At 61.7% G+C, this 24,171-nt stretch carries 22 protein-coding genes and 1 pseudogene; 7 read left to right on the top strand and 16 right to left on the bottom strand.

Features of this window, described 5'->3' with window-relative positions; genetic code table 11:
• Positions 1 to 42: 42 nt before the first annotated feature.
• The 5 genes and pseudogenes from K6N12_RS11455 to bcsN form a co-directional block, all read right to left on the bottom strand.
• A complete protein-coding gene (locus K6N12_RS11455) occupies positions 43 to 2,448 on the bottom strand; it encodes a cellulose synthase (protein ID WP_097627123.1) in 2,406 nt (801 codons plus the stop codon).
• Positions 2,445 to 3,488: a family 8 glycosyl hydrolase gene (locus K6N12_RS11450; protein WP_097627121.1), complete on the bottom strand. Its 1,044-nt coding sequence runs from the start codon at positions 3,486 to 3,488 to the stop codon at positions 2,445 to 2,447. The genes K6N12_RS11455 and K6N12_RS11450 overlap by 4 nt, the downstream gene beginning before the upstream one ends.
• Positions 3,485 to 5,938, bottom strand: coding sequence for a cellulose biosynthesis cyclic di-GMP-binding regulatory protein BcsB (locus tag K6N12_RS11445; protein ID WP_097627119.1), 2,454 nt, complete (start codon positions 5,936 to 5,938; stop codon positions 3,485 to 3,487). The genes K6N12_RS11450 and K6N12_RS11445 overlap by 4 nt, the downstream gene beginning before the upstream one ends.
• Positions 5,935 to 8,123 (bottom strand): annotated as a pseudogene (gene bcsA, locus K6N12_RS11440) (UDP-forming cellulose synthase catalytic subunit). Before bcsA ends, K6N12_RS11445 begins: the two are co-directional and overlap by 4 nt.
• Positions 8,124 to 8,232: 109 nt before the next feature.
• Positions 8,233 to 9,219, bottom strand: coding sequence for a cellulose biosynthesis protein BcsN (gene bcsN / locus K6N12_RS11435; RefSeq protein ID WP_097627117.1), 987 nt, complete (start codon positions 9,217 to 9,219; stop codon positions 8,233 to 8,235).
• A 326-nt stretch (positions 9,220 to 9,545) separates the two neighbouring features.
• Between bcsN and K6N12_RS11430 the strand changes: the two genes are divergently transcribed.
• On the top strand, positions 9,546 to 9,860 hold the full coding sequence (locus K6N12_RS11430; protein WP_097627115.1) for a DUF1236 domain-containing protein: 315 nt from the start codon (positions 9,546 to 9,548) through the stop codon (positions 9,858 to 9,860).
• A 148-nt stretch (positions 9,861 to 10,008) separates the two neighbouring features.
• Here the strand turns inward: K6N12_RS11430 and K6N12_RS11425 are convergent, their stop codons facing one another.
• Positions 10,009 to 11,655, bottom strand: coding sequence for an ATP-binding protein (locus K6N12_RS11425; RefSeq protein ID WP_097627113.1), 1,647 nt, complete (start codon positions 11,653 to 11,655; stop codon positions 10,009 to 10,011).
• Between the two features lie 270 nt (positions 11,656 to 11,925).
• Between K6N12_RS11425 and K6N12_RS11420 the strand changes: the two genes are divergently transcribed.
• Complete coding sequence (locus tag K6N12_RS11420) at positions 11,926 to 12,273, top strand: response regulator (RefSeq protein ID WP_097627111.1); 348 nt, start codon at positions 11,926 to 11,928, stop codon at positions 12,271 to 12,273.
• A gap of 192 nt (positions 12,274 to 12,465) precedes the next feature.
• Here the strand turns inward: K6N12_RS11420 and K6N12_RS11415 are convergent, their stop codons facing one another.
• From K6N12_RS11415 to K6N12_RS11390, 6 genes are all read right to left on the bottom strand, one after another.
• On the bottom strand, positions 12,466 to 13,005 hold the full coding sequence (locus K6N12_RS11415; RefSeq protein ID WP_097627109.1) for a MerR family transcriptional regulator: 540 nt from the start codon (positions 13,003 to 13,005) through the stop codon (positions 12,466 to 12,468).
• 150 nt (positions 13,006 to 13,155) lie between these two features.
• Positions 13,156 to 13,494: an integration host factor subunit alpha gene (locus K6N12_RS11410; protein ID WP_003578475.1), complete on the bottom strand. Its 339-nt coding sequence runs from the start codon at positions 13,492 to 13,494 to the stop codon at positions 13,156 to 13,158.
• Positions 13,495 to 13,599: 105 nt separating this feature from the next.
• Positions 13,600 to 14,571, bottom strand: a complete 972-nt coding sequence (locus K6N12_RS11405; RefSeq protein ID WP_037073922.1) for a beta-ketoacyl-ACP synthase III — start codon at positions 14,569 to 14,571, stop codon at positions 13,600 to 13,602.
• A gap of 20 nt (positions 14,572 to 14,591) precedes the next feature.
• Entirely contained in the window at positions 14,592 to 15,638 is a 1,047-nt protein-coding gene (gene plsX / locus K6N12_RS11400; protein ID WP_012557284.1) for a phosphate acyltransferase PlsX, read from the bottom strand.
• A gap of 98 nt (positions 15,639 to 15,736) precedes the next feature.
• A complete protein-coding gene (locus K6N12_RS11395) occupies positions 15,737 to 16,291 on the bottom strand; it encodes a YceD family protein (protein WP_097627106.1) in 555 nt (184 codons plus the stop codon).
• Positions 16,292 to 16,301: 10 nt separating this feature from the next.
• A complete protein-coding gene (locus K6N12_RS11390; RefSeq protein WP_097627104.1) occupies positions 16,302 to 16,907 on the bottom strand; it encodes a ubiquinol-cytochrome C chaperone family protein in 606 nt (201 codons plus the stop codon).
• Between the two features lie 186 nt (positions 16,908 to 17,093).
• On the opposite strand from K6N12_RS11390, the gene K6N12_RS11385 reads away from it, so the two are divergent.
• Positions 17,094 to 17,627 carry an outer membrane protein assembly factor BamE gene (locus K6N12_RS11385; RefSeq protein ID WP_097627102.1) on the top strand — a complete coding sequence of 178 codons (534 nt, stop codon included), beginning with the start codon at positions 17,094 to 17,096 and terminating at the stop codon, positions 17,625 to 17,627.
• Positions 17,628 to 17,718: 91 nt separating this feature from the next.
• Here K6N12_RS11385 and K6N12_RS11380 read toward each other — a convergent pair whose 3' ends face one another.
• From K6N12_RS11380 to K6N12_RS11365, 4 genes are all read right to left on the bottom strand, one after another.
• Positions 17,719 to 19,857 carry a sodium-translocating pyrophosphatase gene (locus K6N12_RS11380; RefSeq protein ID WP_097627279.1) on the bottom strand — a complete coding sequence of 713 codons (2,139 nt, stop codon included), beginning with the start codon at positions 19,855 to 19,857 and terminating at the stop codon, positions 17,719 to 17,721.
• Positions 19,858 to 20,055: 198 nt separating this feature from the next.
• Positions 20,056 to 20,538: a transcription antitermination factor NusB gene (nusB, locus tag K6N12_RS11375; RefSeq protein WP_054181836.1), complete on the bottom strand. Its 483-nt coding sequence runs from the start codon at positions 20,536 to 20,538 to the stop codon at positions 20,056 to 20,058.
• A 3-nt stretch (positions 20,539 to 20,541) separates the two neighbouring features.
• Positions 20,542 to 20,997: a 6,7-dimethyl-8-ribityllumazine synthase gene (locus K6N12_RS11370; RefSeq protein WP_097627100.1), complete on the bottom strand. Its 456-nt coding sequence runs from the start codon at positions 20,995 to 20,997 to the stop codon at positions 20,542 to 20,544.
• A 46-nt stretch (positions 20,998 to 21,043) separates the two neighbouring features.
• Positions 21,044 to 21,211: a hypothetical protein gene (locus K6N12_RS11365; RefSeq protein ID WP_165503913.1), complete on the bottom strand. Its 168-nt coding sequence runs from the start codon at positions 21,209 to 21,211 to the stop codon at positions 21,044 to 21,046.
• A gap of 130 nt (positions 21,212 to 21,341) precedes the next feature.
• Between K6N12_RS11365 and K6N12_RS11360 the strand changes: the two genes are divergently transcribed.
• The 4 genes from K6N12_RS11360 to K6N12_RS11345 all read left to right on the top strand — a co-directional run bounded on the left by K6N12_RS11360 (position 21,342) and on the right by K6N12_RS11345 (position 24,022).
• Positions 21,342 to 21,701: a hypothetical protein gene (locus K6N12_RS11360; RefSeq protein WP_097627098.1), complete on the top strand. Its 360-nt coding sequence runs from the start codon at positions 21,342 to 21,344 to the stop codon at positions 21,699 to 21,701.
• 175 nt (positions 21,702 to 21,876) lie between these two features.
• Entirely contained in the window at positions 21,877 to 22,395 is a 519-nt protein-coding gene (locus K6N12_RS11355) for a cupin domain-containing protein (RefSeq protein ID WP_097627096.1), read from the top strand.
• A 10-nt stretch (positions 22,396 to 22,405) separates the two neighbouring features.
• Positions 22,406 to 22,921: a GNAT family N-acetyltransferase gene (locus tag K6N12_RS11350; protein ID WP_097627094.1), complete on the top strand. Its 516-nt coding sequence runs from the start codon at positions 22,406 to 22,408 to the stop codon at positions 22,919 to 22,921.
• 294 nt (positions 22,922 to 23,215) lie between these two features.
• Positions 23,216 to 24,022: a hypothetical protein gene (locus K6N12_RS11345; RefSeq protein ID WP_097627092.1), complete on the top strand. Its 807-nt coding sequence runs from the start codon at positions 23,216 to 23,218 to the stop codon at positions 24,020 to 24,022.
• Positions 24,023 to 24,171 lie beyond the last annotated feature (149 nt).

Genomic DNA, 24,171 nt, shown 5'->3' with positions numbered 1-24,171 from the left:
CGGCGGCGGCGTCAACGCTAGTCGTTGACGTCGACGTCAACGCTAGTCGTTGACGTCGGGATGGGTGACGTTGCGAACGTCGGCCAGACCGCGGGCAGCGTCGCGGCTGCCGGTCGCGGCAGCGGCTTCGAAGATACGGGTCGCATCGCCATACATTTTGAGATTGAGGTAGCAATAGCCGCGCAGAACCATCAGGTCGATGCGTTCCTGCTGTAGCTGGGCGCGCTGATCGAGATAGATCAGGGTCTCGCGATAACGCCCGGCATCGAAGGCCGAAAGCGCGCGGTCGGCGAGGATCGCCACCTGCAGCTCAGCGGCGCGCTGGCGGTTCTGCGGCGCCTTGGTGGCGGCAACGGCGGCGTTGCTGGAAAGGCCGGCGCGCAGATAGGCAAGGCTCTGGCCGTAGGCTGCGTCTTCACGGTCTTTGCGGACCGGGCTCTGCAATGCCGCCTCGAAGGCCGAGATGGCCTCCATCGGCCGATTGATATCCATCAGGCACCAGCCGCGCGACAGCGCATTGGCCGGGCTGAGCTGACCCGCATCGAAGGTCGTCGAGCAGCCGCGTGTCTGGCGCGAACCGCGCGCAACGGTCACCGTCTGCATCGCCGGCCTTGCCGGGCGAACGGCCACATCGGGCTCCGGCTGCAGCGGGGTGCGGCGTTCGGCCGGAAGCGGCTCGGCCGCCGTGGCAGGGCGTTGCACCGGCTGCGTCGGCTGAACCGGCTGCTGCGGGGCAAGCGTGCCCTTCTCCGGCGGCACCGCGCCCCCATTCGGCATCAGCGATGAGGTGTCTTCGAGATTGATGATCCGGGCCGACCGTCCGGCCCAGGCGCGCTGAAGCTCGAGCACACCCTTGCGGTCACCCAGTTGCTCGCGGGTGACGACAAGGCCATAGGCCGACGGTTCGTCATCGGGCTTCCAGACGAGTGCGGTCTCGAACCAGCGCGCGGCGGTCTGGAACTGGTTGAGCGAGCGGGCATACCAGCCGAATTGCTGCGCCGTCGGCACGTATTTCCGGGCGATAACTTCGGCGGCGATGCGATGCAGCACGTCTTCGGCGAGATCGGCCGGGGGCTGCAGCGCCATCAGATTGGCGGTCGCGGCGAGATAGGTGGCGCTCGCATCGTCGGAATCCGCACGCCAGCGGAACATCACGTCCTCGGCTTCCTGAGGCGCCTTGCGGGCGATCAGCGCCAGCGCCAGCCCCTGCGAAGCGGCGGCCGTATCCTCCTTGGCGCGGGCGGCGCGGAACCACTTCTCCGCCTCAGGATCGTTGTTGCGGCGAAGCTGGTACCAGCCGAGCAGCAGCGCATCCGAGGCAAGCCCCTCGGTCCCGGCGAGTTTTTCGAGGCGGGCGACATATTCGGGCGCGATGGCGAGCTTCGGATCGTCATTGCCTTCGGCCATGAAGCGCCGGGCGAGATTGTCGCGGATCGCGTCGAATTCCTTGCTGCCGTCGGCAGCGGGCTTCTCCAGCGCCAGCAGCGCCTGCATCGGCTGGTAGGCAAGCAGTGTCGAGGCCTTTTCCACAGTCGCCTGCCGCTCGGCCGGATTGGGGCAGTTCTTCAGGATATAGCTGTAGGCGTCCTGGCCGCGCTGCTGCCTCTTCGTCTGGATGAAGGCTTCGGCGACACGCCAAAGGACGTCGACCTCGCTGCAGGTGAGCAGGCTCGGCGTTGTGGCTGCGATATCGACCACCGTCGCATATTGCTTGAGGTCGGAAGCATTGATGAGGCGGGCGCGGTCCTCGGCGACAGCGAGCCGCTCGAGCAGATCGGCCGGCGGCTGCCATCCGGCATCGGCTGCCTGACGGTCGGCGAGCGCCCTGCGCAGCTCGGCGTATCGGCCATCGGAATAAAGCTGCCACATGGCCTCGAGCTGTTTGTCGCCGTTCTGCGGCACGGCGAGCGGATCGGCCGGCGGAACCCAGTTCGGGTAGAGCGCCTGAAGGCGAGAGATCTCGGCCTGCAGGCGCACTTTGTCGCCGCGGCTGGCGAAATAACGAAGCGCGCTTTCATCGACAGCAGGCTGCGTCGGGGCGACGGCCTGCTGCGGCGCTGGAGGCTCGGACACGATAGCAGGCGTGACCGGGGACGGAGAAGCCGTCGGCTGAGGCGTGGGTTCTGGCGCGGATGGGGGCGCAGATTGAGGCGCGGCTGATTGCGGCGGTTCTGGCTGCTGCGCGACGGCATTCGGATCTGAAGTATCCGATGCCGATGGCGGCGGGGACGTGATCGCCTCGATCTTGTCGGCGACGAGTTGCGCATTGAATTCGGAATTGCCGGCAGCATCGTTCGGCTTGATACGGCCCATCATCATCAGTTCCGGCGCCGGCTTGCCGGCAGAGCCAAGGCCGAACCTTTCCTGCAGAGCGGCACGGTCCTTCAGTCCGGTGACAAGGCTTGCCACCACCACTGCCGCTGAAACCGCCACGAGAGAAGACTTCACAGACACTCCGGATGCTTCTCCCCGATATAGGCCAGCCCCAGCAGTTGAAGGGTGGACGGATAATAGAGCGCAGGGGCAAACTGCAGCGCCGAACTCGGCAGCCTGGTCCCATCGACAACACAGGCCACAACATCGTTAACAATTCGATAACCGGGGTCCGACAGCACGGTCTTCGGCCGGCCGGTGGTCAGATCGATCGTGGCGGGAACGCCGTCTTGCGACATCCCCTTTTGCAGGCGGACGAGCAGTGCCTTATCGGTGATGCCGCCGCGGGCGAGATATAGCGGGATGCGGATGGCGTTGTAGCCGAATTCGGCGTCGAACCCCTCTGCCGGCCGCGGCTTGTCGTGCAGGCTCACCCATTCGGCAGGAAGCTTGCGCGGGCCGAACTGCATCGTCTTCAACAGTTCCACGCCATCGTCCGACAGTTTTTTCCAGGCATCCGACGGCGCGAGCGCTGCCATCACCGGGATCGCCTCATAAATCCAGTAGGACGGGTTGACGACCGGACCATCGTCGCGGTCGCTGCCGGTAAACCCTTCGGTTCCCGGCATCAGCAAGGTGCGGCCCTGCGAGCTGCCGACGGTTTCGGCAAGCAGCGCCTGCGCCATGCGGGAGGCAGCGAGGATATAATCTTCACGTTTCCATGCCGTGCCGGCAAGCGCCAAAGCATAGGCGATCAGCATGTCGCCGTCGGTGGCATTGTTGGTGTCGGCCACGTGCGGCTTGACGTTCGGATCCCATTTCCAAACGGCCAGGCCGTCGTCGCGCAGCAGCAGCTCGGTGCGGGTAAAATACCAGATCTGCTCGAAATCGGCGGGGCTTGCCGAGAGATAGGCGAGCAGCAGGCCGTAGCCCTGCCCTTCGCTGTGGCTGATGTTGCCGTTGCCGTTGTCAACGATGCGGCCGCTCGGATCGAGAAACTTCGCCTTGTAGGCCGACCAGGCGTCGGCATTAATCATCGCCTGCTGCGCGGTAGCCGGCAGGCCCGGTGCAACCGCGACAGAGGCCGCCAGCAGAAGCGCGCGCCACCGCCTCATTTCGACCGGCCCAGCTTCTTCAGCATCGTCGACGTGGTGACGCCGATCAGGAGCACGAAGACGACCAGCAGCGAGGCATAAGAGAGGATATTCGTCGACAACCAGTTGGCGGCGATCAGGCGATAGTTGGCGATCGACCAGGGCGTCGACGGCACGAAATCGAAACGGGTGACGGGCAACGCCTCGATCTTGCCGGTCTTGCTGGAATAGGTGGTGATGTGGCCCGACAACTGCGGCCAGTTCAGCTGCGAGGTCAGAACCTCGACCCCTTCACGCAGATCCTTCGCCGATGGCGCCGCCACCACGGTCCAGGAGCCCGCTCCCGCGGGGCTGGAGCCCTGGGCCACCAGAAGCGAAGCGGTGTTGGGCGGCGTAAAGATTTCCTCGGCGCCCGGCACGAATTGCAGCGAGCTGCGGGAAATATCGAAATTGCGCCACAGCCACTCGCGGAAGGCAATCATCCGGGTGCGAAAGACACCGCCGCTGACCTTGGAATTCCATTCCTCGAAGGCCGTACCGGTGTCGACGACGCCCGTCTGCGCATCCGTCACCGGACGCCATGAGGCCTGGCTCGCCGTTGCTATATTGGTCTGCGACAGCGCAGTTGTCGGCATCTGCGAGATCGAGCCGATGAAGATCGCGTCACGATCTCCGATCGTATTCGGCGAGGCAACGGTTTCCACGGGGATCGGATGGCCGGCCATGATCGCCATCTGGCCGAGCAGGGTCGCGGCGGCCGAAAGCGTGTCGGCGTCGACGCGGTCGATGAACAGCGGCATCGGTTCGGTGGCCCGGCCATAGGGATAGGCGGTGCCGGCCATGGCGGCCAGATTCGGCCGCTGACCGACGCGGGCGAAATCCGGCATCTGCAGCTCTGAGGTATCGAACAGGGCAAAGCGGGGATTGGCGCCGGCTGTCGCGCCAGGCGCGCAAGCCGCATCGTCCTTGGTCATCAGGATCGCCTCGATCGCCACCGTATTCAGGCCGGGCTTGACGTGCCGCATCGTCACGCGGATCGGCAGATGGCGCAGAATGCCGCCTGTTGTCGTGGTGATCGGCACGGTGGAGGCGATATTGTCGTTGACGTAGATATCGATGTGGCTGCCGGGCAGGACGTTGTCGGTATAGGCGGCGTCGAGCAGCACCTTCGCCTCGCCATAGGCATTGGCATAAAAATCCGCCGGCACGGCGATGTTGAAGCTGGTCCGCAACCGCCGGCCGGAAAATTCGGTGGTCTTCACGCCGAGCTGAGACAAAGCGATGTTGGTATCGGAAAAGACCAGCGGCGCGTTCGGCGCGCTCCAGCGTTCGGTGGTCAGCACGTCGCGGCGGATATCTGCGGATCTGTCGGTCGGGGAGACGATGGTATCGATCGCCGATGAGACTGCCGGCCAGGACGGGCCGCTGATCAGAAGCACCGGTGAGCCGCTGCGCGGATCGGTGACGAAAGCGGCGAGTGCCGCACTTTCGGCGCCGGGCGGCAGGCCCGGAAAGAGCGGCCGCAGTTCCGCCGCGGTACCGACGAGCACACTGAGCTTACCCGGCCCGCCGGCCGGAAGCGAAGCAGTGCTGAAGGCAAAGACCTGGTTCGGCATGCTGCTCAGCACGGAGAGGCCCTGCGCCAGCCGCAGTAGCGGCTTGGTGGTGCCCGGCTGCTCCAGCGCCGGGACGACGATGTCGAACTCGGTCTTGCCGGCGCCGTCGACGCCGATGGCGCGGATCGCATCGGCGCTCGCCGGCTCTGCGGCATCGCTGCCGGCAAAGCTCAGATAGGTTCCGGCCGGATCGATATTCGACCACAATTCATAGGTCGACTGGATGCTGCAATCGGTGCGGTGGCGCTGGGCGGCTTCGAAGGTAACGACATTGGCGCCCGGCTGCAGCAGGCCTGGCGGAACCGCGAAGGTGACGGCCGACGGGCCGTCCGGCGAGCCGACGCGCTGCTGGCCGATCGGGCGATTGTTGAGATAGACGGTCAGCGCCGAGGCCTCAGGCGCGACGACGATCGAATTCTGGTAGGCGAAGGTGAAGCTCGCCTTTGCGGCCGCCTGTTCCTGCGTCAGGTAGACGGACCATGACCGCCGATCATATTCACCGCTGAGACCGAGCTTCGAAAAGGGAACGACATAGCGACGGATACTGTTGGGGCGCTGAACCGGAGCCGTATTCGCCGCCGCGGCCGGCTGCAGCGCCGGCTGAACGGCGATTGCCGGGGGAACCGGTGTAGGAGCAGGAGCAGGTGTCGCCTGGGGTGCCGGTGCCGGCAATACGGTAACCGGGGGCGTGACGGGAACCGGCGCAGCCGCTGCCGGCGGAGCCGGCGGTGTCTGTCTCGGGGCAACGGCGGCGCCGGGCGGACGCTCCCCGGACATGTCGAAGGGTGCCGTCTGCGCCTGGGCGAAGGCGGAGGCATTCAGCAGGAAAAGCGAGGCAGCGACGATGCTTCTCATCCGGCGTTGACCTTTGCGGCCTGCTGCTGGGCTTCGCGTTCCGGCCGCATACTGCGGAAGAAATAAACGAGGCCGCGGCTCGTCTGGTAGAACGACAGACCGAGGAACCAAATGGTGCCGCGGATCAGGCCCGGATTGCGGCGGCGCGAGGCCTGGAACTCGGTCCACTGGCCCGAGTTGGCAAACATCAGGTCTGCGATCAGGCGGTGGTCGAGCGCGCTTTTCGGCACGTACTGGCAGCCGACATTGCTGATGTCGCCCGACGGCTCGATGTTGCGGACGATCAGCGGCAGGGTTTCCAGTTCCGCACCGCTATAGGGCCGGAAGCGGATTTCACCGAGGGCACCGACCAGCATCTCGTCGAGTTGCTTGTTGAAGATGTGGAGCCTGGCGCCATGGACCGAGACGTCCTCGATCGAGGCGGTATACCACTTGCCGTTGGCGCCGAATTCGCAGCGCCGGTTGACGCGGACGCGGCGGGACAAGGCGCGCTCGCCGCGCTCGGACACGACACCAAGCGCGCAGCCGGCCATGATCAGGTTGATGAGGTTCCAGCCGCCGACGACAAGGGTGACGTCGGCCTTATAGGGCTCGGCATAGATTCTATAGATGGTGATGACGAGCGCGATGATCTGCACCGCAAAGATGACGAAGAACGGGCGGCTGATCTCGGACAGGCGGCTGACGGCGATCGATTCGTCCTTGGCGGTGACCTTGAAGGTCGGCTTCCTCGGATTGAGCATGACGGAGATGACCGCCGGCAGCAGATGCACAGTCTGAACATATTCGTAGAGTTCGGAAATCCATGGCCAGCGGAACGACCCGTAGAGGTAGTTCTGCATCATCAGGTTCACCAGCATGTAGGCAAGCGTATAGGCAAGGAACTCGCCGCCGGAGGCTGTGAAGATTTCCAGATCGAAGAACAGGTAGAAGAGCGGTGCAAACAAGAAGATCGTGCGCGGGAACGGGAAGAGCCAGAACAGCGTGGAGGACATGTAGCAGAGGCGCTGCGGGATCGACAGGCCGCGTTTCAGCAGCGGGAAGCGGAAGCGCAGGATCTGCATCATGCCCTGCGCCCAGCGGCTGCGCTGGCCGATGAAGCTTGCGAAGGTGGCGGGCTGCAGGCCGGCGATCAGCGGCTTGTCGACATAGATGCTGTTCCAGCCGCTGCCGTGGAGCGCTAAGGCCGTCTCGCAATCCTCGGTGATGCTGATGCCGGAAAAGCCGTTCTGGGAGTCGAGCGCCCTGCGGCTCAGGACCGCCGCCGAACCGCAGAAGAAGGCGGCGTTCCATTTGTCGAGGCCGCGCTGGATGATGCCGTAGAACATTTCGTTCTCGCTCGGCATCTTGTCGAAGGTGCGCAGGTTGCGCTCCAGCGGATCGGGATTGATGAAGAAGTGCGGAGTCTGAACAAGGAAAAGCTTCGGGTCGTCTTCGAAGTAGCCGACGGTCTCGAGCAGGAAATCGCGGGCCGGCGCGTGGTCGGCATCGAAGACGGCGATGAGTTCGCCAGTCGAATGTTTCATGCCGTTATTCAGATTGCCGGCCTTGGCGTGCTCGTTTCGGTCGCGCGTGAGATAGCTGACGTCGAGGTCTTCGCAGAGCTTCTTCAGATATGGCGGGCAGCGGCGGCCTGGGCTTCGAGCAGCTTGCCGGAATTTCGCTTCTGCAGGGTGCCGCCATCGTCGAGCAGCCAGACATGCAGCTTTTCGGCCGGATAATCCATGGCCTTGGCGGCCGCCAGCGTGTTGCCGAGAAGCCCGGCATCCTCGTTATAGGACGGAACGAAGACATCGACATGCGGCAAACGCCCGGGATTGGCGGCGCGCGAGGGGCGCGGCGGCAGCGGTGTGGCGACGATGAACAGGCTCAGCGCCAGCATCGCGACGCTGTACATTTCGGCGAGATAGAGCAGCAGGCCGGGAATGAAATTCTCAGGCTGGTTTACCGGCGGCAGGGTGTTGGTGGTGCGCCAGTAGACATAGCGCAGCACGATCGAGGTGCCGAAGGCGAGCGCCACCAGGCGCCAGGTCCCCTCGCCCTTCAAGACCTTGATCAGCGCCATCACCGTCACCACCGTGATGCTGGTGATGAGCTGGGTCTGCAAGTTGACCGGCAGCGTGATCAGCACGATCAAGCAGAGCGAAACCACGGCCCATATGAAGACACTGCGGGCTTTGCGCATCGACGTTCCTTCGAAATTGCTCAACCGGACACCATCGGCGCTCCGGGCATGCTCACTAGAACGGGCATGATGTCGTCCGAAAACCGCTCACACTTTTCGGCATCATGCTCTATCTCCGGCAGGCGGCCGTCATGGCCGCGTCGCCTATGCAGTCTGGCGAAGGCACGGTGACGCCGATCGCCCTTGCGGATTGTTCGACCGGCTGTTCGGGCGGCGCGGCTGCCGCATCCGGCATCACCCTCGCCTGCGGCGCCTCGCCGGGCAGCGGCACGCGCGGGCCGATGGGCGCGGGCATCGGTGCGGCGCCCGGTGCCGGGGTCGAAGCGTTGCGGGGCAGAACCGCCCGCGGCCGGCTGATAATCGCGGGCGCCGGCTCGTAGCCGATCGGCATCGGGCTGGCGCGATAGCCGCCCTGGTCAGGATAGATCGGCGCGCCCGTGCGGCCGAGCGCAACGTCGGCCGGCGGCGGATTGCCGTAGGGATTCCAGATCACCCCGTCGAAAGTGCCCGATATGGTATAGCCATAGACGATGCCGAGCAGTTGGCGTTCGCTGGCATTCGCGTCGCAGAGACGCAGGCGCAGCTGGATCATGCCGAAATTGCGCGCCTGGGTGTTGGCATTGACGCTCGAGCGGATCTGCTGCCAGGCATAGATGCAGGTGTCGCCGCCACGGCTGCGGCCGGAGGCGTAACCAAAAGGGCCATAGCTGTTCTGCAGAAAGGTCGCCGACGTCGCCATGGGCACGCCGGGGGCGGAGCGCGCCACTTCGCGGGCAATGCCGCTCTCATTGATCATGCTGAAGCCGGCATTGCCGGTGCCGGGGTTGGCCCCGGACGCGCCGAAAAATTGGACCTTCAGGAAGTTCTGGCCGGGCACGGAGGATGAGGTAAACAAGGAAACCGTCTGCTCGACGCCGTTGCCACGCTTGCGTTCGACCACGCTGACGATCGACGGGCCGCCCGGCGGCGGCAGGACCAGCGCCTTCTCGGGCGCCACGGTCTCCGGCCCGGAGGGCTGGCGGACACCGCCTGTCGACGTGCAGCCGGCCATCATGCCCGCCACTGCCACCAGCGATATCGTCATCCGCAAACGCATGTCTTGAGCCGCCGCAATCGTCTTTCCAGATATCCATCCGCAAACCGAAACGCGACGGACCTTCGAATCAACGACCACGCGGCCGTTCACAGGGTATAAATCGCCAACATGGTTAACGAAGCGTAAACGGCCGACCCTTGATGCCGTTAAACGAACCCGCGCTGACCGTGATTCGGACAGCTCAACCGTATGGTGCATAAATTGATTTAGCAACACCTTAACTGCGCTGATGGCGACTGTCTTGTGCCACGATGAAAGGCCGGCGGGGAACTATGCCGCATGGCCAGCGTTGCCTCGGTGTCCAAAGTTAAAAAGGAGAACATCCCATGCGCAAGATCATGCTGGCTGCGGCCGCCATGCTGACCATCAGTTCCACCGCCTTCGCGCAGAGCACCGTCATCGTCACCGATCCCGCACCGACCGGCTCCGTCGTGTTGCCAGGCGAAGTTCGCACCTATGTCATGGAGCAAAATACGCCGTCCGTCGTCTATGACGGCGATATCGCCGTCGGCGCGACGCTGCCCGATACCGTCGAAGTGCACACCGTGCCGAATATGGACGGTTATGGCTATACCGTCGTCAACGAGCGACGCGTCATCGTCGAGCCGAAGACGCACCGCGTGATCCAGGTCATCGAATAAGGCGATCGGGGACAGAGGACATGTTGCCGCCTGGAACAGGATGATTTTAGGCTCGGTTGGCCTAAAATCCAAATCCTGTTTTAAATTAAAGAGTTAGAGCATGATGTCATGAGAAAGCCGCTCACACTTTTCGGCATCATGCTCGGCTTCACGTGCTCTCATCTTCCATTTTCGCCGGCACATTCAGAAGTTCGCGGATCTTGTGGGCTAGCTGCTCCAGGCTGAAGGGCTTGGCGAGCAGGGAGACGCCATGATCGAGCACCCCGTTATGGACGATGGCATTACGGGTATAACCGGTGGTGTAGAGGATGCGGATCGCCGGCCATTTTTCCTGGACGATATCGGCAAGCTGGCGTCCGCTCATTTGCGGCATGACGATATCGGTGAAGATCAGGTCGACCTCCCGATTTTCTTCCAGAAGCAGAAGCGCCTCCATGCCGCTTGCCGCCTGCAGCACGGTGTAACCGAGCTCATGCAGGCTTTCGGCGGTCATGATGCGGACGTTCTCATCATCTTCCACCACCAGGATCGTATCGTTGACGCTGCCTTGGGGAATAGGCTGGGCGCCAGCCGCATTCAACCTGGCGCTCATCGCGCCGACATGCCGGGGGAGATAGATCTTCACCGTCGTACCCCTGTCGATCTCCGAATAGATCTTGATGTGGCCGCCGCTCTGCTTGATGTAGCCGTAAACCTGGCTGAGGCCGAGACCGGTGCCCTTGCCGGGTCCCTTGGTTGTGTAGAAAGGGTCGAATGCACGCTCGATCACGTCAGGCGACATGCCGGTGCCGGTGTCGGTCATGCTGACCATCACATATTGCCCGGCATCGACCTCCGAATGCATGCGGGAATACCGCTCGTCGAGTTCGGTATTGGCGGTCTCGATGGTCAAATGTCCGCCGCCGGGCATGGCGTCGCGGGCGTTGACGGCAAGGTTCAAAATAGCGTTCTCAAGCTGGCTCAAATCGGCAAAACTCGGCCAAAGGCCGCCGGCAAGCACGGTCTCGATCCGGATCTGCTCGCCGAGTGTACGCCGCAACAGCTCGGACATGCCGCCGACGAGCTTATTGAGATCGATCACCTCAGGGGCGAGCGGCTGCTGGCGCGAGAAAGCGAGCAGACGCGCGGTCAGGACCGCGGCACGCTGAGCGCCGTCTTTGGCATTCTGGATGGAGTTCAGCACGCGGGGATCCTCATGCCCGGTCATGCGTCGCTGGGCAAGATCGAGGTTGCCGATGATGATCGCCAGCATGTTGTTGAAATCATGGGCGACGCCGCCTGTGAGCTGACCGATCGTCTCCATCTTCTGCAGCTGGCGCACCTGCGCCTGTGCCGCGGCATTCTCTTCCATCTCGTGCCTGAGTTCGGCGGTGCGCTGGACAACCGTCTGTTCGAGGCGCGTGTTGAAACCGTTGAGCTCGTTGCGGAGGCGGCTCTGCCGGCGATGCGCGATGATGATCATCTCCATCAGCCCGATGATGATCGCCGCATTGATGAGATAGGTCGACAGCCCAACCCATTGGCCGGCGCTGACCGGCCAGAAGATATTGTGCGGCTCGACGAAAAACTGCTGGACAATGAAAGCGGCAAGTATCGCCGCGACGAGGCCCGGCCCCGCGCCGCCAATGAAACTCGCCAGCAATATCGCCGGGAGGAAGCTCAGAAAGGGAAAGCCGGAAAGATAGTCGCTGGCGGCAAGCCGCAGAAGAAACGTCAGGCCAACGAAGGCAACGGCCAGCGGATATGTATAACCCGGCCTGTGACGCAGCCAATCCGTGGCACTCAGCAAATCCATTCCAGACCCCTCCTTACGGCGCTGCGCCTTATCAGACGCGCAAAGAGCGCCGTAACACTTTGAATTGCTGCAGAGTTTTATCCCAAAATCGATTCCGATTGAAGGAATTATGCAGTTGCCGTTGCGCAGGCGGCGTCCCAGCTTTTACACATGGAATTTCACCCGGCAATATGCTGTTTCTCGCACTGCCGGGCACGACGGCTTGACGAGACATGCCAGGAGTCCACATAAATCCGCATGCCCGGCAAGGGGAAATGGGTGGACGCGAACATGAAAGACATATTCATCGTCGAAGACGATGCGCTGATTGCCATGCTGCTCGAGGACATGCTCGCCGATCTCGGCTACCGGGTTTGCGCCAGCGCGCCCGATCTCGAACGGGCGCTGGCAGCCGCCAGGGATACTGAATTCGACGCTGCAATTCTCGACGTCTCGCTTGCCGGGCAGAGCTCGCTGCCGGTCGCAAACCTGCTCGACGAACGCGGCAAACCCTATATCTATGCAACGGGATACGGCGCCGCCCCTGCCGGCAGCAGCCCGAGCACATTGCCGGTGCTGCAAAAACCCTTCCAGCTCAGCGAACTCGAACAGGCGATGAAGCGGCTTACCGAAGTCTAAAGCGCGTCGCGATCTTTCAGATTCGCTCCTTGCGCTTTGTGTCTTTGTTTTACGCATGTCGTTGCGGCAAAAGCGCTTCGCGCTTTGCTTGGGAAACCGCTGTACACTTTTGCGCGACATGCTTTGAAGCGTCTCGCCCGGAGCCGTGCGGCGATCCCGGGATAACGACATGCATAAGAATAAGAGTTCCGGTCAGCGCACCTGATCGAGCAGACGCTTGCATTCCAGCAGGTCGTAGAGCGCCTCCTGCAGCAGCGCCCTGTCTTCCTTGCCAACGCTCGACTTGCCGATCGAGACTTCCTGCTCGTCCTCGCCAGCCACAAAATTGAAGAAGCGGCGGGTAATCGGCGGCTTGGCGCGGCCGACAATCTGGTCTTCGTCGGCCATGCCGACGCGCGGTTCCCCGGCGGTCGCCTCCTGCACGCCCGAGGCAAGCGCCTCGACGCTGGCGAGATCGCCGTGGCCGACCGATATGACGAACTTGTTGCCGTTGGTTTTCAGAAGCTTCTGCACACCCTTGATCGTATAGCCGTGATCATAGAGCAAATGCCGGATGCCCTTGAGAAGATCCACATCCTCGGGCCGGTAGTAGCGACGGCCGCCGCCGCGCTTCATCGGCTTTATCTGCGGAAAACGCGTTTCCCAGAAGCGCAGCACATGCTGCGGCAGATCAAGATCGTCTGCGACTTCGCTAATGGTGCGAAAGGCATCGGGGCTCTTGTCCAACGTCATACTGCTACGCGACCTCGTGGCTCGATCTTACGGCGACTCATCGTATTTCAACGGTTTGGCGCCGACAATTCAAGTCATGTCTCGACGTTGCGCACAACGCAGGACGGTGCGAAGGGAGAAAATCGCCGTTTCGAAACGGGAAGCCGATGATCAGGAGGCCGGATTCTGCGGCTTCAGCTTGACCTTGCGGGCGACATGCGCCTTGAGGATGCGCGTCTTCAGCACGTTCGACGCCTTGAAGGTCATGACCCGGCGGGGAGAAATCGGAACCTCTTCGCCGGTCTTCGGGTTGCGGCCGATCCGCTCGTTCTTGTCGCGCACCTGGAAGGTGGCGAAGGAGGACAGCTTGACGGTTTCACCACGCACGATGGCGTTGCAAACTTCGTCGATGACGGTTTCCACAAGTTCCGCAGATTCGGTCCGGGAAAGCCCGACCTTGCGGAAAACCGATTCCGCCAGGTCTGCTCGCGTCACTGTTTTTCCAGTCATGGTTTCCCCGCCCATTTCAAATATTTTGTGAAATCGCGCAAAGAGTATTTGTCTTGCGCCTTACGGTCAAGCTCTTGTTCGCCGCCAGTTTTTTTGGATTCGTGCCTACCAGCGCAGCAGAACGGCGCCCCAGGTGAAGCCGCCGCCCATCGCTTCGAGCATCACCAGGTCGCCCTTCTTGATGCGGCCGTCGCCGGCAGCGGTCGCAAGCGCGAGCGGGATCGAGGCCGCCGAGGTATTGCCGTGTAGATCGACGGTGATGACGACCTTCGCCGCATCGATGTTCAGCTTCTTGGCCGAACCGTCGATAATGCGCCGATTGGCCTGATGCGGCACCAGCCAGTCGAGATCCTCGGCGGTGGTCCCGGTCGAATCGAAGGCAGCCTGGATGACATCGGTGATCATGCCGACGGCGTATTTGAAGACCTCGCGGCCTTCCATGCGCAGCTTGCCGACGGTACCCGTCGTCGATGGCCCGCCATCGACATAGAGCTTTTCCTTGTGCGAGCCGTCGGAGCGCAGATGCGCCGTCAACACGCCACGATCGGCAACGGTGCCCTCGCCTTCGGTCGCTTCAAGCACGATCGCACCGGCGCCGTCGCCGAACAGCACGCAGGTGGTACGGTCGTTCCAGTCGAGAATGCGTGAAAAGGTTTCAGCGCCGATGACGAGAACGCGCTTGGCTAGGCCGCCGCGGATGTAGGCATCCGCCGTCGTGACAGCATAGACGAAACCGGTGCAGACGGCCTGGACGTCGAAGGCGAAGCCGTGGCTCATGCCGAGGCGGTTCTGGATGTTGACCGAGGTTGCCGGAAAGGTGTTATCAGGCGTCGAGGTGGCGCAGATGATCAGATCGATATCGGCCGGCGTCAGGCCGCCATTGGCAAGGGCAGCTCGCGCGGCGGCCTCGCCGAGCGAGGCCGTCGTCTCGTCATCGCCGGCGACATAACGCTGGCGGATGCCGGTGCGCTGGACAATCCATTCGTCCGACGTGTCGACGATCGCTTCCATGTCACCATTGGTCATCACGCGCTTCGGAAGTGCGGCTCCAAACCCGCGAACCACTGAACGGATCATATTCGATTGAACCCCATTGCTCATGCAGCTTCCGGGCCCATTGGGGGCAGCCGCTTGGCATGATATTTCTTAAGATCGTTTTCTATTTTCTGATTGAGGCCGTTCTTGGCCATGTCGTAGCCGACTTCGATGGCTGCGGCGATGCCTTCGGCATTTGCCCCGCCATGGCTCTTGATGACGATGCCGTTCAGGCCGAGAAACACACCGCCATTGACCTTGCTCGGATCGAGCTTCTCGCGAAGCATGTCGAAGGCGCTTTTGGCGAAGAGGTAGCCGATGCGGGCGAGCAGCGTGCGCGACATGGCAGCACGCAGATATTCGCCGATCTGCTTGGCGGTGCCTTCGGCGGTTTTCAGCGCGATATTGCCTGAAAACCCTTCGGTGACGACGACATCGACCGTGCCCTTGCCGAGGTCATTGCCCTCGACGAAGCCGGAATATTCGAGCGAATCGATATTCGCCTCGCGCAACAGCCGGCCGGCCTCCTTGACCTCTTCCTGGCCTTTCATCTCCTCGACGCCGACATTTAGCAGGCCGACCGTCGGCCGTTCGACCTCGAACAGCGCCCGCGCCATGGCGCCGCCCATCAGCGCAAAATCCATCAGCTGCTGCGCATCTGCGCCGATCGTCGCACCGACGTCGAGCACGATGCTCTCGCCTTTCAGCGTCGGCCAGATCGCGGCGATCGCTGGGCGCTCGATATTGGCCATGGTGCGCAGACAGAACTTCGCCATTGCCATCAGCGCGCCGGTATTGCCGGCCGAGACCGCGACATCGGCCTCCCCCGTCTTCACCGCCTCGATCGAGCGCCACATGGTGGAGATATAGCGGCCGCGGCGCAGCGCCTGGCTCGGCTTCTCACTCATGCTGACGGCAAGCTCGCAGTCGTGAAAGACCGATTTTTCCTTGAGCTTCGGAAACTTGGCGAGAACCGGATCGCACTGTTCCTTGAGACCGTAGAAAACGAAGGAAATATCCGGATGCCGGTCGAGCGCCTTGGCGGCGCCGGGGATGACAACCTGGGGACCAAAGTCGCCACCCATGAGGTCGAGAGATATTCTGATCACGCGTCCCTGATCCTTCTTTTCGCCGAGGGCGAAATTTCGGCCAAAATACCGGTTTTGGCGTCGCTTACAACTGAATTATGTCAAATGCCAGAGGCGCTTCAGTCCTTTTTCCAATCCTTGAGGGCCGCGAAAGCCGAAGGCTTTTTGTCCTCCTCGCCGCTATCTTCGATATGGCCGGCGAATTCGATGCCCCCCTTGCGCGGATAAGGATCGATCGCCAGAGCGGCGAATTCGGCAACCACCTCGCCGGCATCAATCGTATCGCCGACAAAGGTCTCGGGCAGATCGGGACCGTCGGGATCGAGCAACATCTCGCCGGTATCATTGCCAGCCTGGCGGGCAAGCTTGGAACCCTCCGGCACGAAGATCTGCTCGAAGCTCTCGTCGATGGCGGATTCGACCGGCTCCAGCGTCACCACGCAGGATTGGACGATCTTCGCCTTCACGCGGCCCTTGATGCGCACGCCGTCACGCTTCCAGCGGGCAATCTGCAGATCGGCGCTGAGATCATCGACGGAGACGACGTTCCAGCTCTCGGCAAGCGCCGTCAACTCGTTTGCGTCGGCCTCGACATGAACCTCGACGGGGTTGGCCGAGATATGGCCTACCTTGACTCGATAGGAGAAGGGAACATCGTCCCGATCGTTCTTCATGATTTCCTCCTCAGGCGACAGGTGGGCGGGCGACCGGCGGCAGCGTCGCCGAACCGGTGGCGATCTCCTCTTCGGCAAGCGCCGACAAATGCGCTTCCGCGGCCATCATCCAATGGGCCAGGCCGGACATATCGGCCGGCACCGGGCTTTCCGGATAGATATTGCGCGCGAGGGCGAGCGCGAGCGCTTCGGCATCGCCGGTGTCCATCGCCTTCGAATAGGCTTCGAGCCGGCCGTAAAACATGCCGGCGAGCTTCTTCATGCGCTTCGGCACGCTGTTGTCACCGATGCCGAGTTCGCGGATCGAATAGTCGATATCCTGGAAGAAGGCGTCAACGATTTCCTGGGCGATCTCCTGGCCGCTGGTGGCGGAGCTGCGCGTGCGGCGAAAAAACAGAATCATGGCGATCGACAGCATCTCGAAACGGCCCATGACCGTATCCGGCACATTGAGCCGCTCATAAATCTCTGGCATGCGGGCGCCCGCCGTCAGCACCGCATATTGCCTGTCGACGATTGCCTGATTGTTGTTTTTCTTGCGGAACAGCCCGAAGATCATTGTTTTTTCCGGAAATGCCTCATTCTTCACGCTGGCCGGCCTCTGGCCTTGTTGCATGATTTCGAAAGCTGGTTTACCGAAGCAGGCGCGAATTGCAATGCCGATCGTGGCCAGTTTCGGGACGACGCCCTCGATGCGTCAGCGAAGCAAATCGGGATAGTCGACCCGGAATGGCCACAATGGTTTTGCAGGAGGTAAAGCGTGCAAGGCCCAAATGGCTGCTATCGATACTTTAGGGAGTAGATGTCGTTGAAGAAACGGTATTTCAAGTCTGACGTGAAACTCTTCAGCAGTGCGGCCATTGCCCTTATAATCGCCTCCACATCCGTTCTTTCCGGTTGCCAGACCGGCACCGTGCTCAATGGCGGATATGTCGCCGACCAGCAGTCGCTGAACCTCGTTCCGGAGGGCTCGAGCCGCGAGCAGGTGCTGCTTTCACTCGGCACCCCGTCGACGACGGCGACCTTCGACGGCGAAGTCTTCTATTACATCTCACAGCGGCGCACGCGCTCGGTCGCGTTCCAGAAGCTGAAGGTCGTCGACCAGAGCGTCCTGGCGATCTATTTCGACAAGGACGGCGTCGTCAGCCGCCGCGCCAACTACGCGCTTCAGGACGGCAAGGTGTTCGACACGATCGGACGCGTCACGCCGACCGGCGGCAAGGAACTCACCTTCCTGCAGCAGATGCTTTCCGGCGGCAGCGCTGCGAGTGCTGCCCGCAGCCTGTTCGGCGGCGGCGCCGGCGGCACGCCACAGAATCCGAGCAGCCTGCGCTGATCAGCTACAGACCTCCGATAAAAAACCCGCCTTCCGGCGGGTTTTTTGTTGTCAGGTATGGCACCGCGGCGAACCGCGGTGCTTGGATGTATCAACCGGCGAGAACAGCGAGCAGCAACAGCGCGACGATGTTGGTGATCTTGATCGCCGGGTTGACGGCGGGGCCGGCCGTGTCCTTGTAGGGATCCCCGACGGTGTCGCCGGTGACCGACGCCTTGTGCGCATCCGAGCCCTTCATGTGACGTACGCCGTCCTTGTCGACGAACCCGTCCTCGAAGCTCTTCTTGGCATTGTCCCAAGCGCCGCCGCCCGATGTCATCGAGATGGCGACGAAGAGGCCGTTGATGATGACGCCCAGCAGCGATGCGCCGAGAGCGGCGAAGGCCGAGGCCTTGGAGCCGGAGATGAGCAGCACGCCGAAATAAACGACGATCGGCGCCAGCACCGGCAGCAGCGACGGCACGAGCATCTCGCGGATGGCGGCCTTGGTTAGAAGGTCGACCGCCTTGCCGTAGTCCGGCTTCTCCGTGCCCTGCATGATGCCGGGCTTTTCCTTGAATTGACGGCGCACCTCTTCGACGATCGAACCGGCGGCGCGGCCGACGGCGGTCATGGCGATGCCGCCGAAGAGATAGGGGATTAGGCCGCCGAACAGCAGACCGGCGACGACATAGGGGTTCGACAATTCGAACGAGATTTCGCCGATATTGGCGAAATAGGGATACTGGTCGCCATGCGCCGCAAAATACCGCAGGTCGTTGGCGTAAGCGGCAAAGAGCACCAGCGCGCCGAGACCGGCCGAGCCGATCGCGTAACCCTTGGTCACCGCCTTGGTGGTGTTGCCGACGGCGTCGAGCGCGTCGGTCGACTTGCGCACCTCAGGCGGCAAATGCGCCATTTCGGCGATGCCGCCGGCATTGTCGGTGACCGGGCCGAAGGCGTCGAGGGCGACGATCATGCCGGCAAGGCCGAGCATGGCGGTAACCGCGATGCCGGTGCCGAAAAGGCCTCCGAGCTGGTAAGTGGCAAGAATGCCGCCGACGATGACGATGGCCGGCAGGGCGGTCGATTCCAGCGAGACCGCCAGGCCCTGGATGACATTGGTGCCATGACCGGTGACCGAGGCCTGAGCGATCGAAACGACAGGACGCTTGCCGGTGCCGGTGTAGTATTCGGTGATGACGACGATCAGCGCGGTGACGACCAGGCCGACAAGCCCGCAGACGAACAGGTTCGTGCCGGTCACGTCGGCGCCGGCGACTGTGCCGAGCGAGCCCCAGCCGACCGTCAGCGAGGTGGCGGCGCCGAGACCGACGATCGACAGCAGGCCGGTGACAATGAGCCCCTTGTAGAGCGCGCCCATGATCGAGCCGTTCGAACCGAGCTTGACGAAAAAGGTGCCGATGATCGAGGTGATGATGCAGGCGCCGCAGATCGCCAGCGGATAGATCATCGCCGACTGGAGGATCGGGGCGCCGGCAAAGAAGATTGCGGCGAGAACCATGGTGGCGACGACGGAGACCGCATAGGTCTCGAAAAGGTCGGCGGCCATACCGGCGCAATCGCCGACATTGTCGCCGACGTTATCGGCAATCGTTGCCGGGTTGCGCGGATCGTCCTCGGGAATGCCGGCTTCCACCTTGCCGACGAGGTCGCCGCCGACGTCGGCGCCCTTGGTGAAGATGCCACCACCGAGACGGGCGAAGATCGAAATCAGCGAAGCGCCGAAGCCAAGCGCCACCAGCGCATCGATGACTTCGCGCGAGCCGCTCTCATGGCCGAGGCCGAAGGTCAAAATCGTATAGTAGATGGAGACGCCGAGCAGTGCGAGGCCCGCCACCAGCATGCCGGTGATCGCACCTGACTTGAAGGCGATGTCGAGGCCGGCGGAGAGGCTGGCGGAGGCCGCCTGGGCGGTGCGCACATTGGCGCGGACGGAGACATGCATGCCGATGAAGCCGGCAGCCCCGGAAAGCACGGCGCCGATCAGGAAGCCGATGGCGGCCGTGGCGGAAAGAAGCAGCCAGGCTGCGATGAAAACAACGACGCCAACAAGGGCAATGGTTCTGTACTGGCGGGTCAGATAGGCCTGAGCGCCTTCGCGGATATAACCCGCGATCTCCTGCATGCGGCTATTGCCCTGATCGGCGGCAAGCACCGACCGGGTTGCCCAGGCGGCATAGACCACCGAGAGCAGACCGCATGCGATTACGCATAAAAGAATCGTCATTTCGCTCTTTCCTCCCATAGGCCGGAGCTCACTCCTTCTCCGGCAGATACGCCGCCGAATCGCCTTCCTCTCCACAGAAATGCCACAGCTAAGCGGTGCGGAGATTGCGTGGTCGATCACGTGGCGTCAAGACCGCAACGAGCGAAAACCGTTGCAGTGCGAAGAAAGACTTAGGGAGATTGTTTGGCGGCTAAAGACTTACTTCTTCGTGTCGCCGCGAACCTGCTTTGCAATGCGGTCGAGCACCGCATTGACGAGCTTCGGCTCGTCGTCATCAAAGAAGGCCTGGGCGATCTCGACATATTCGGTGACGATGACCGCCACCGGGACGTCCTTGCGGTCGGTGATCTCGAAGACGCCGGCGCGCAGGATGGCGCGCACGGTGCTGTCGAGGCGCGACAGGGCCCAGTCATCCTGCAGGGCTGCGGCGATCAGCGGATCGAGACGGGTCTGATCGCGCACGACGCCGGAGACGATGGAACGGAACCAGCCGGCATCGGCCTTCAGATAGGTCGCGCCGTCGAGTTCCTGGCCGAGACGGTGCGCCTCGTATTCGGCGACGATTTCCAGAACGCCGGTCCCGCCGACATCCATCTGATACAGTGCCTGAACGGCAGCAAGACGGGCAGCGCCCCGCTGGTTTGCAGTCTTGACCGGCCGTTCCGTCTTGTCGTCATTCATTCGTTATGCACCCAGTTTCTGCTTCAGCTCGATCATCGTCAGAGCGGCGCGAGCGGCAAATCCGCCCTTGTCCTTGTCCGAGCGGCGCGCACGCACCCATGCCTGTTCGTCGTTCTCGACGGTCAGAATGCCGTTGCCGATGGCAAGGGACTCGCTGACCGCAAGATCCATCAAAGCGCGCGAGGATTCGTTCGACACGATATCGAAATGATAGGTCTCGCCGCGAATGACCATGCCGAGCGCGACATAGCCATCATAATGCGTTCCGCCATTGTCGTCTCCATCGAGCGACATGGCAATCGCCGCCGGAATTTCCAGTGCGCCGGGAACGGTGACGACCTCGAAAGTGGCGCCGGCCTGTTCCAGTGCGAAGGTCGCGCCTTCGAGCAGGGCGTCGGCCATGTCGTCGTAGAAGCGGGCCTCAACGATCAAAATATGGGGAGCGGTCTCTCTCGGCATGGTTCACCTTCGTTTTGTGGGGCGTTTTCCACTCGGCAGCCCGCGGTCAAAACATGCCTTCACCAGAATGGCAAGCACTTTCGCCCGATGCCGCAAACGCCAAAGAAGAAATATCCGCAAGGGGATAGCCGCGCCGCGCCTGCACTGCTCGGCACGCTTCTCGAAGCGGTATTTCCGGATGCCTGGAAAACGGCAATTCGAAGGCGGATTTCATGAACAATTCTTAATGGCTTTTCAGTGTGTTAGCATATTGAATCGCGAGGAAGAGAGTGCCAATTCCATGGCGTGACAGACGATCCCCTGCAACGACAGTCGACCGTCAAAGCAGATGAAAGGATACAATCATGAACCGCGTTGTCACCATCAGCATCGCTGCAGCCCTCTCCTCCCTCGTATTTGCCGGCGTCAGCCGAGCCGAAAGCCTCGGTATGAACACCGCCCAGGGCATCGAGCAGACACTCCGGACCTTCCACGGCAATGATTTCAACGTCGAGCAGGTCCATAACTGGCGCAACCTCGACGACGAGGATACCGGGCCGCGCTCGGCGCCGGAACGTTCCGGCCAGGCCGTGCACGCCATTCAGGCCTCGATCGACGCCAACAGGTCACTTGCCCACCGGCTCAACAACGAGGGCGTCGACGTCCGCAACATCGTAAATGCCGAACAGGCAGCCGACGGAAGTCTGACCTTCTACGTCCGTTGACGCTTCAGCGCATCGCGGCCCCTTCGGTGCGCGGCGCTCAAAGCATGGGCGGCGGTCTCCTCTCCGCCCATGCCTTTCTCTGCCATGCCTTTTCTCTGTCATGCCGGGATTTTCCAGAAAACCATTGAATTTTCCCGGGCGATGATGGCTTCTCTTCCTGCAACAGGAGGACATCATGGCCAGGGAATCGAAGGCGGTGATCAATATCGCCGATCTCAAGCTCGACCACTGGAAACAGGGCGCGCTCTATGAAAGCGTCGACACTTCGTTCGGCACCCTTCTTGGCCTGACCGGCCTCGGCATCAGCTACAACGAGGTGCCGCCGGGGAAATCCGGCTGCCCCTTCCACAACCACCATGTCGAAGACGAGCTTTTCTACGTGATTTCAGGCACCGGCGAATACCGCTTCGGCGGCGAGCGCCATGCGATCAAGGCGGGTGACACGCTCGGCGCCCCGGCCGGCGGCCCGGAAACGGCGCACCAGATCATCAACACCGGCACGGCTCCACTCGTCTATCTCGGCATATCGACAATGGCGAAGACCGAGATCGTCGAATATCCGGATTCCGGAAAGTTTCTTGCCAAAACAAACAGGGCCAAAACAAACGAGGAAGGTTCCGAACCTTCGCGCTTCCGCCATATCGGCCGGCCGGAAAGCGATCTCGACTATTGGGACGGCGAACCCGGCGCTTGAAGGAACCGAGATGACCGATATTCCAACCCTCGAAACCGAGCGGCTGACGCTCCGCCCGCACCGCCTCGACGATTTTGAGGCGCATGCGGCACTCTGGGCGGACGAGGACGTCGTTCACTTCATCACCGGCATCCCATCGACGCGAGAGCAGAGCTGGAGCCGGATGCTTCGGATTGCCGGCATGTGGCACCATATGGGTTTCGGCTTTCTGGCAATCGAGGAACAGGCCAGCGGCCGGTTCATCGGCGAAGCGGGCTTCATGGAATCCCGCCGCGAGATGGAACCCTCGATCGAGGGGACGATGGAACTCGGATGGGCGCTGATGCCTTCGGTACACGGCCGCGGTTACGCCACCGAGGCGCTGACCGCGCTGATCGGCTGGGGGCAAACGCATTTCCCCGGAAAGCCGATGAGCTGCATCATCAGCCCGGAGAACCAGGCCTCGTTGAGGGTCGCAGCCAAACTCGGTTTTCGCGAGATCACGCGCACGCAGTATAACGGCGAGATCATTCAGTTTTCGCGTTAGCGAATTCCGCCAAGCGGGCAACGCAGCGCGCGTAAGCGGCGCTTGCTGACATTTGCCGATATCGGCAAGCAAACCCAAGCTAACGGGTATCGACGACCTCAGCTTGCGTCCCCGGATGGGTCCAAGCCTCGCACCTGCTACGCGCAAGGAACGCGCTTTAGAGTCACTGACAAGAGGCAGAAGCGCTTGGAATACCGACGTCCGCCACCTTGACACAACTAAGCATTGACGGGCGAGCTGCGTGGTAATTGCAGCCGGCAGAAACTCCCGATCTATCAGAGGCTGATCACAAATATGACCATTTTCATCATCTGCCATAAGGATTTGCCGAGCTATCCTCCGCCCGAGGGCTCGAAAATCATATGGCTCAACTCTAAACTACCTTCGGAAAACAGGGGAATGGATGTCATTGCCGGCTATGATTTTTTCAGCGAGCCGGAGGAGCTTCACGCGAAATTGTCAGGATCTCTGGGAACGATCGTAGTCGCGAAAGTCGTTTCGGAAGAAGCAGCAAAACCTCGTACCATTACTATCTGGCAGTATCGAAAATTCTTGACACGGCTCAAAATCGGAACGCCGAACCCCGATTATCCCGGGATGAACACAGCAACATCGGAAGAAACAGAAATCACAAGACCAGAGGATCCGGCGTTTTTTTCAGAAAGTTTCTTTCTGCCTCGGCCGCTAAATCTCCATAACATATCTCAACACTACGCACGCTTTCACAATATTGTTGACTTCTTGAGATATACAGCGTGTGCGATCGAAACAAATACTTTAGCGCAAGCCGAAGCTTTGCAGTTTTTCAATTCCAGCACTTTCGTTCCTGGTGGCATTGAACTCGGCACGTATCCGACGGACTGGTGGCTGGATACTTTTGTCCGCATGGTGGCGCCGTCTTTTGAATTTGCGAAACGATATCAACCGTTTCAAGCCGATGACCCCGTGCAGAAACGTGCGATCTCATTCTGCCAGGAGCGTCTGGGAAGCTATCTTCTCGTCAAGCGGATAGCCGAACTCTATGGCAATACCCTACCCGGGTCCCTGTTCGGGGATATTGCGACGGTATCGAATGACGGGGTCTACAGGAGCGGCGTATAAGCGAGGCTCCCAATTGCAAACGCAACATCGCAACTTTTTGCGATACTGGCAGCAGAAGCGGCTGAGCCAATAAGGCTGACTAGATAAAACTGACCACGGTAGTCGAGTGCCCTCACCCCACCCCAGCCGGAACAGCGACAGTTCTGCAA

The sequence above is a fragment of the Rhizobium redzepovicii genome (assembly GCF_019793435.1).
GTDB lineage: Bacteria > Pseudomonadota > Alphaproteobacteria > Rhizobiales > Rhizobiaceae > Rhizobium > Rhizobium redzepovicii.
This window is presented reverse-complemented; position numbering and strand designations above follow the sequence as displayed.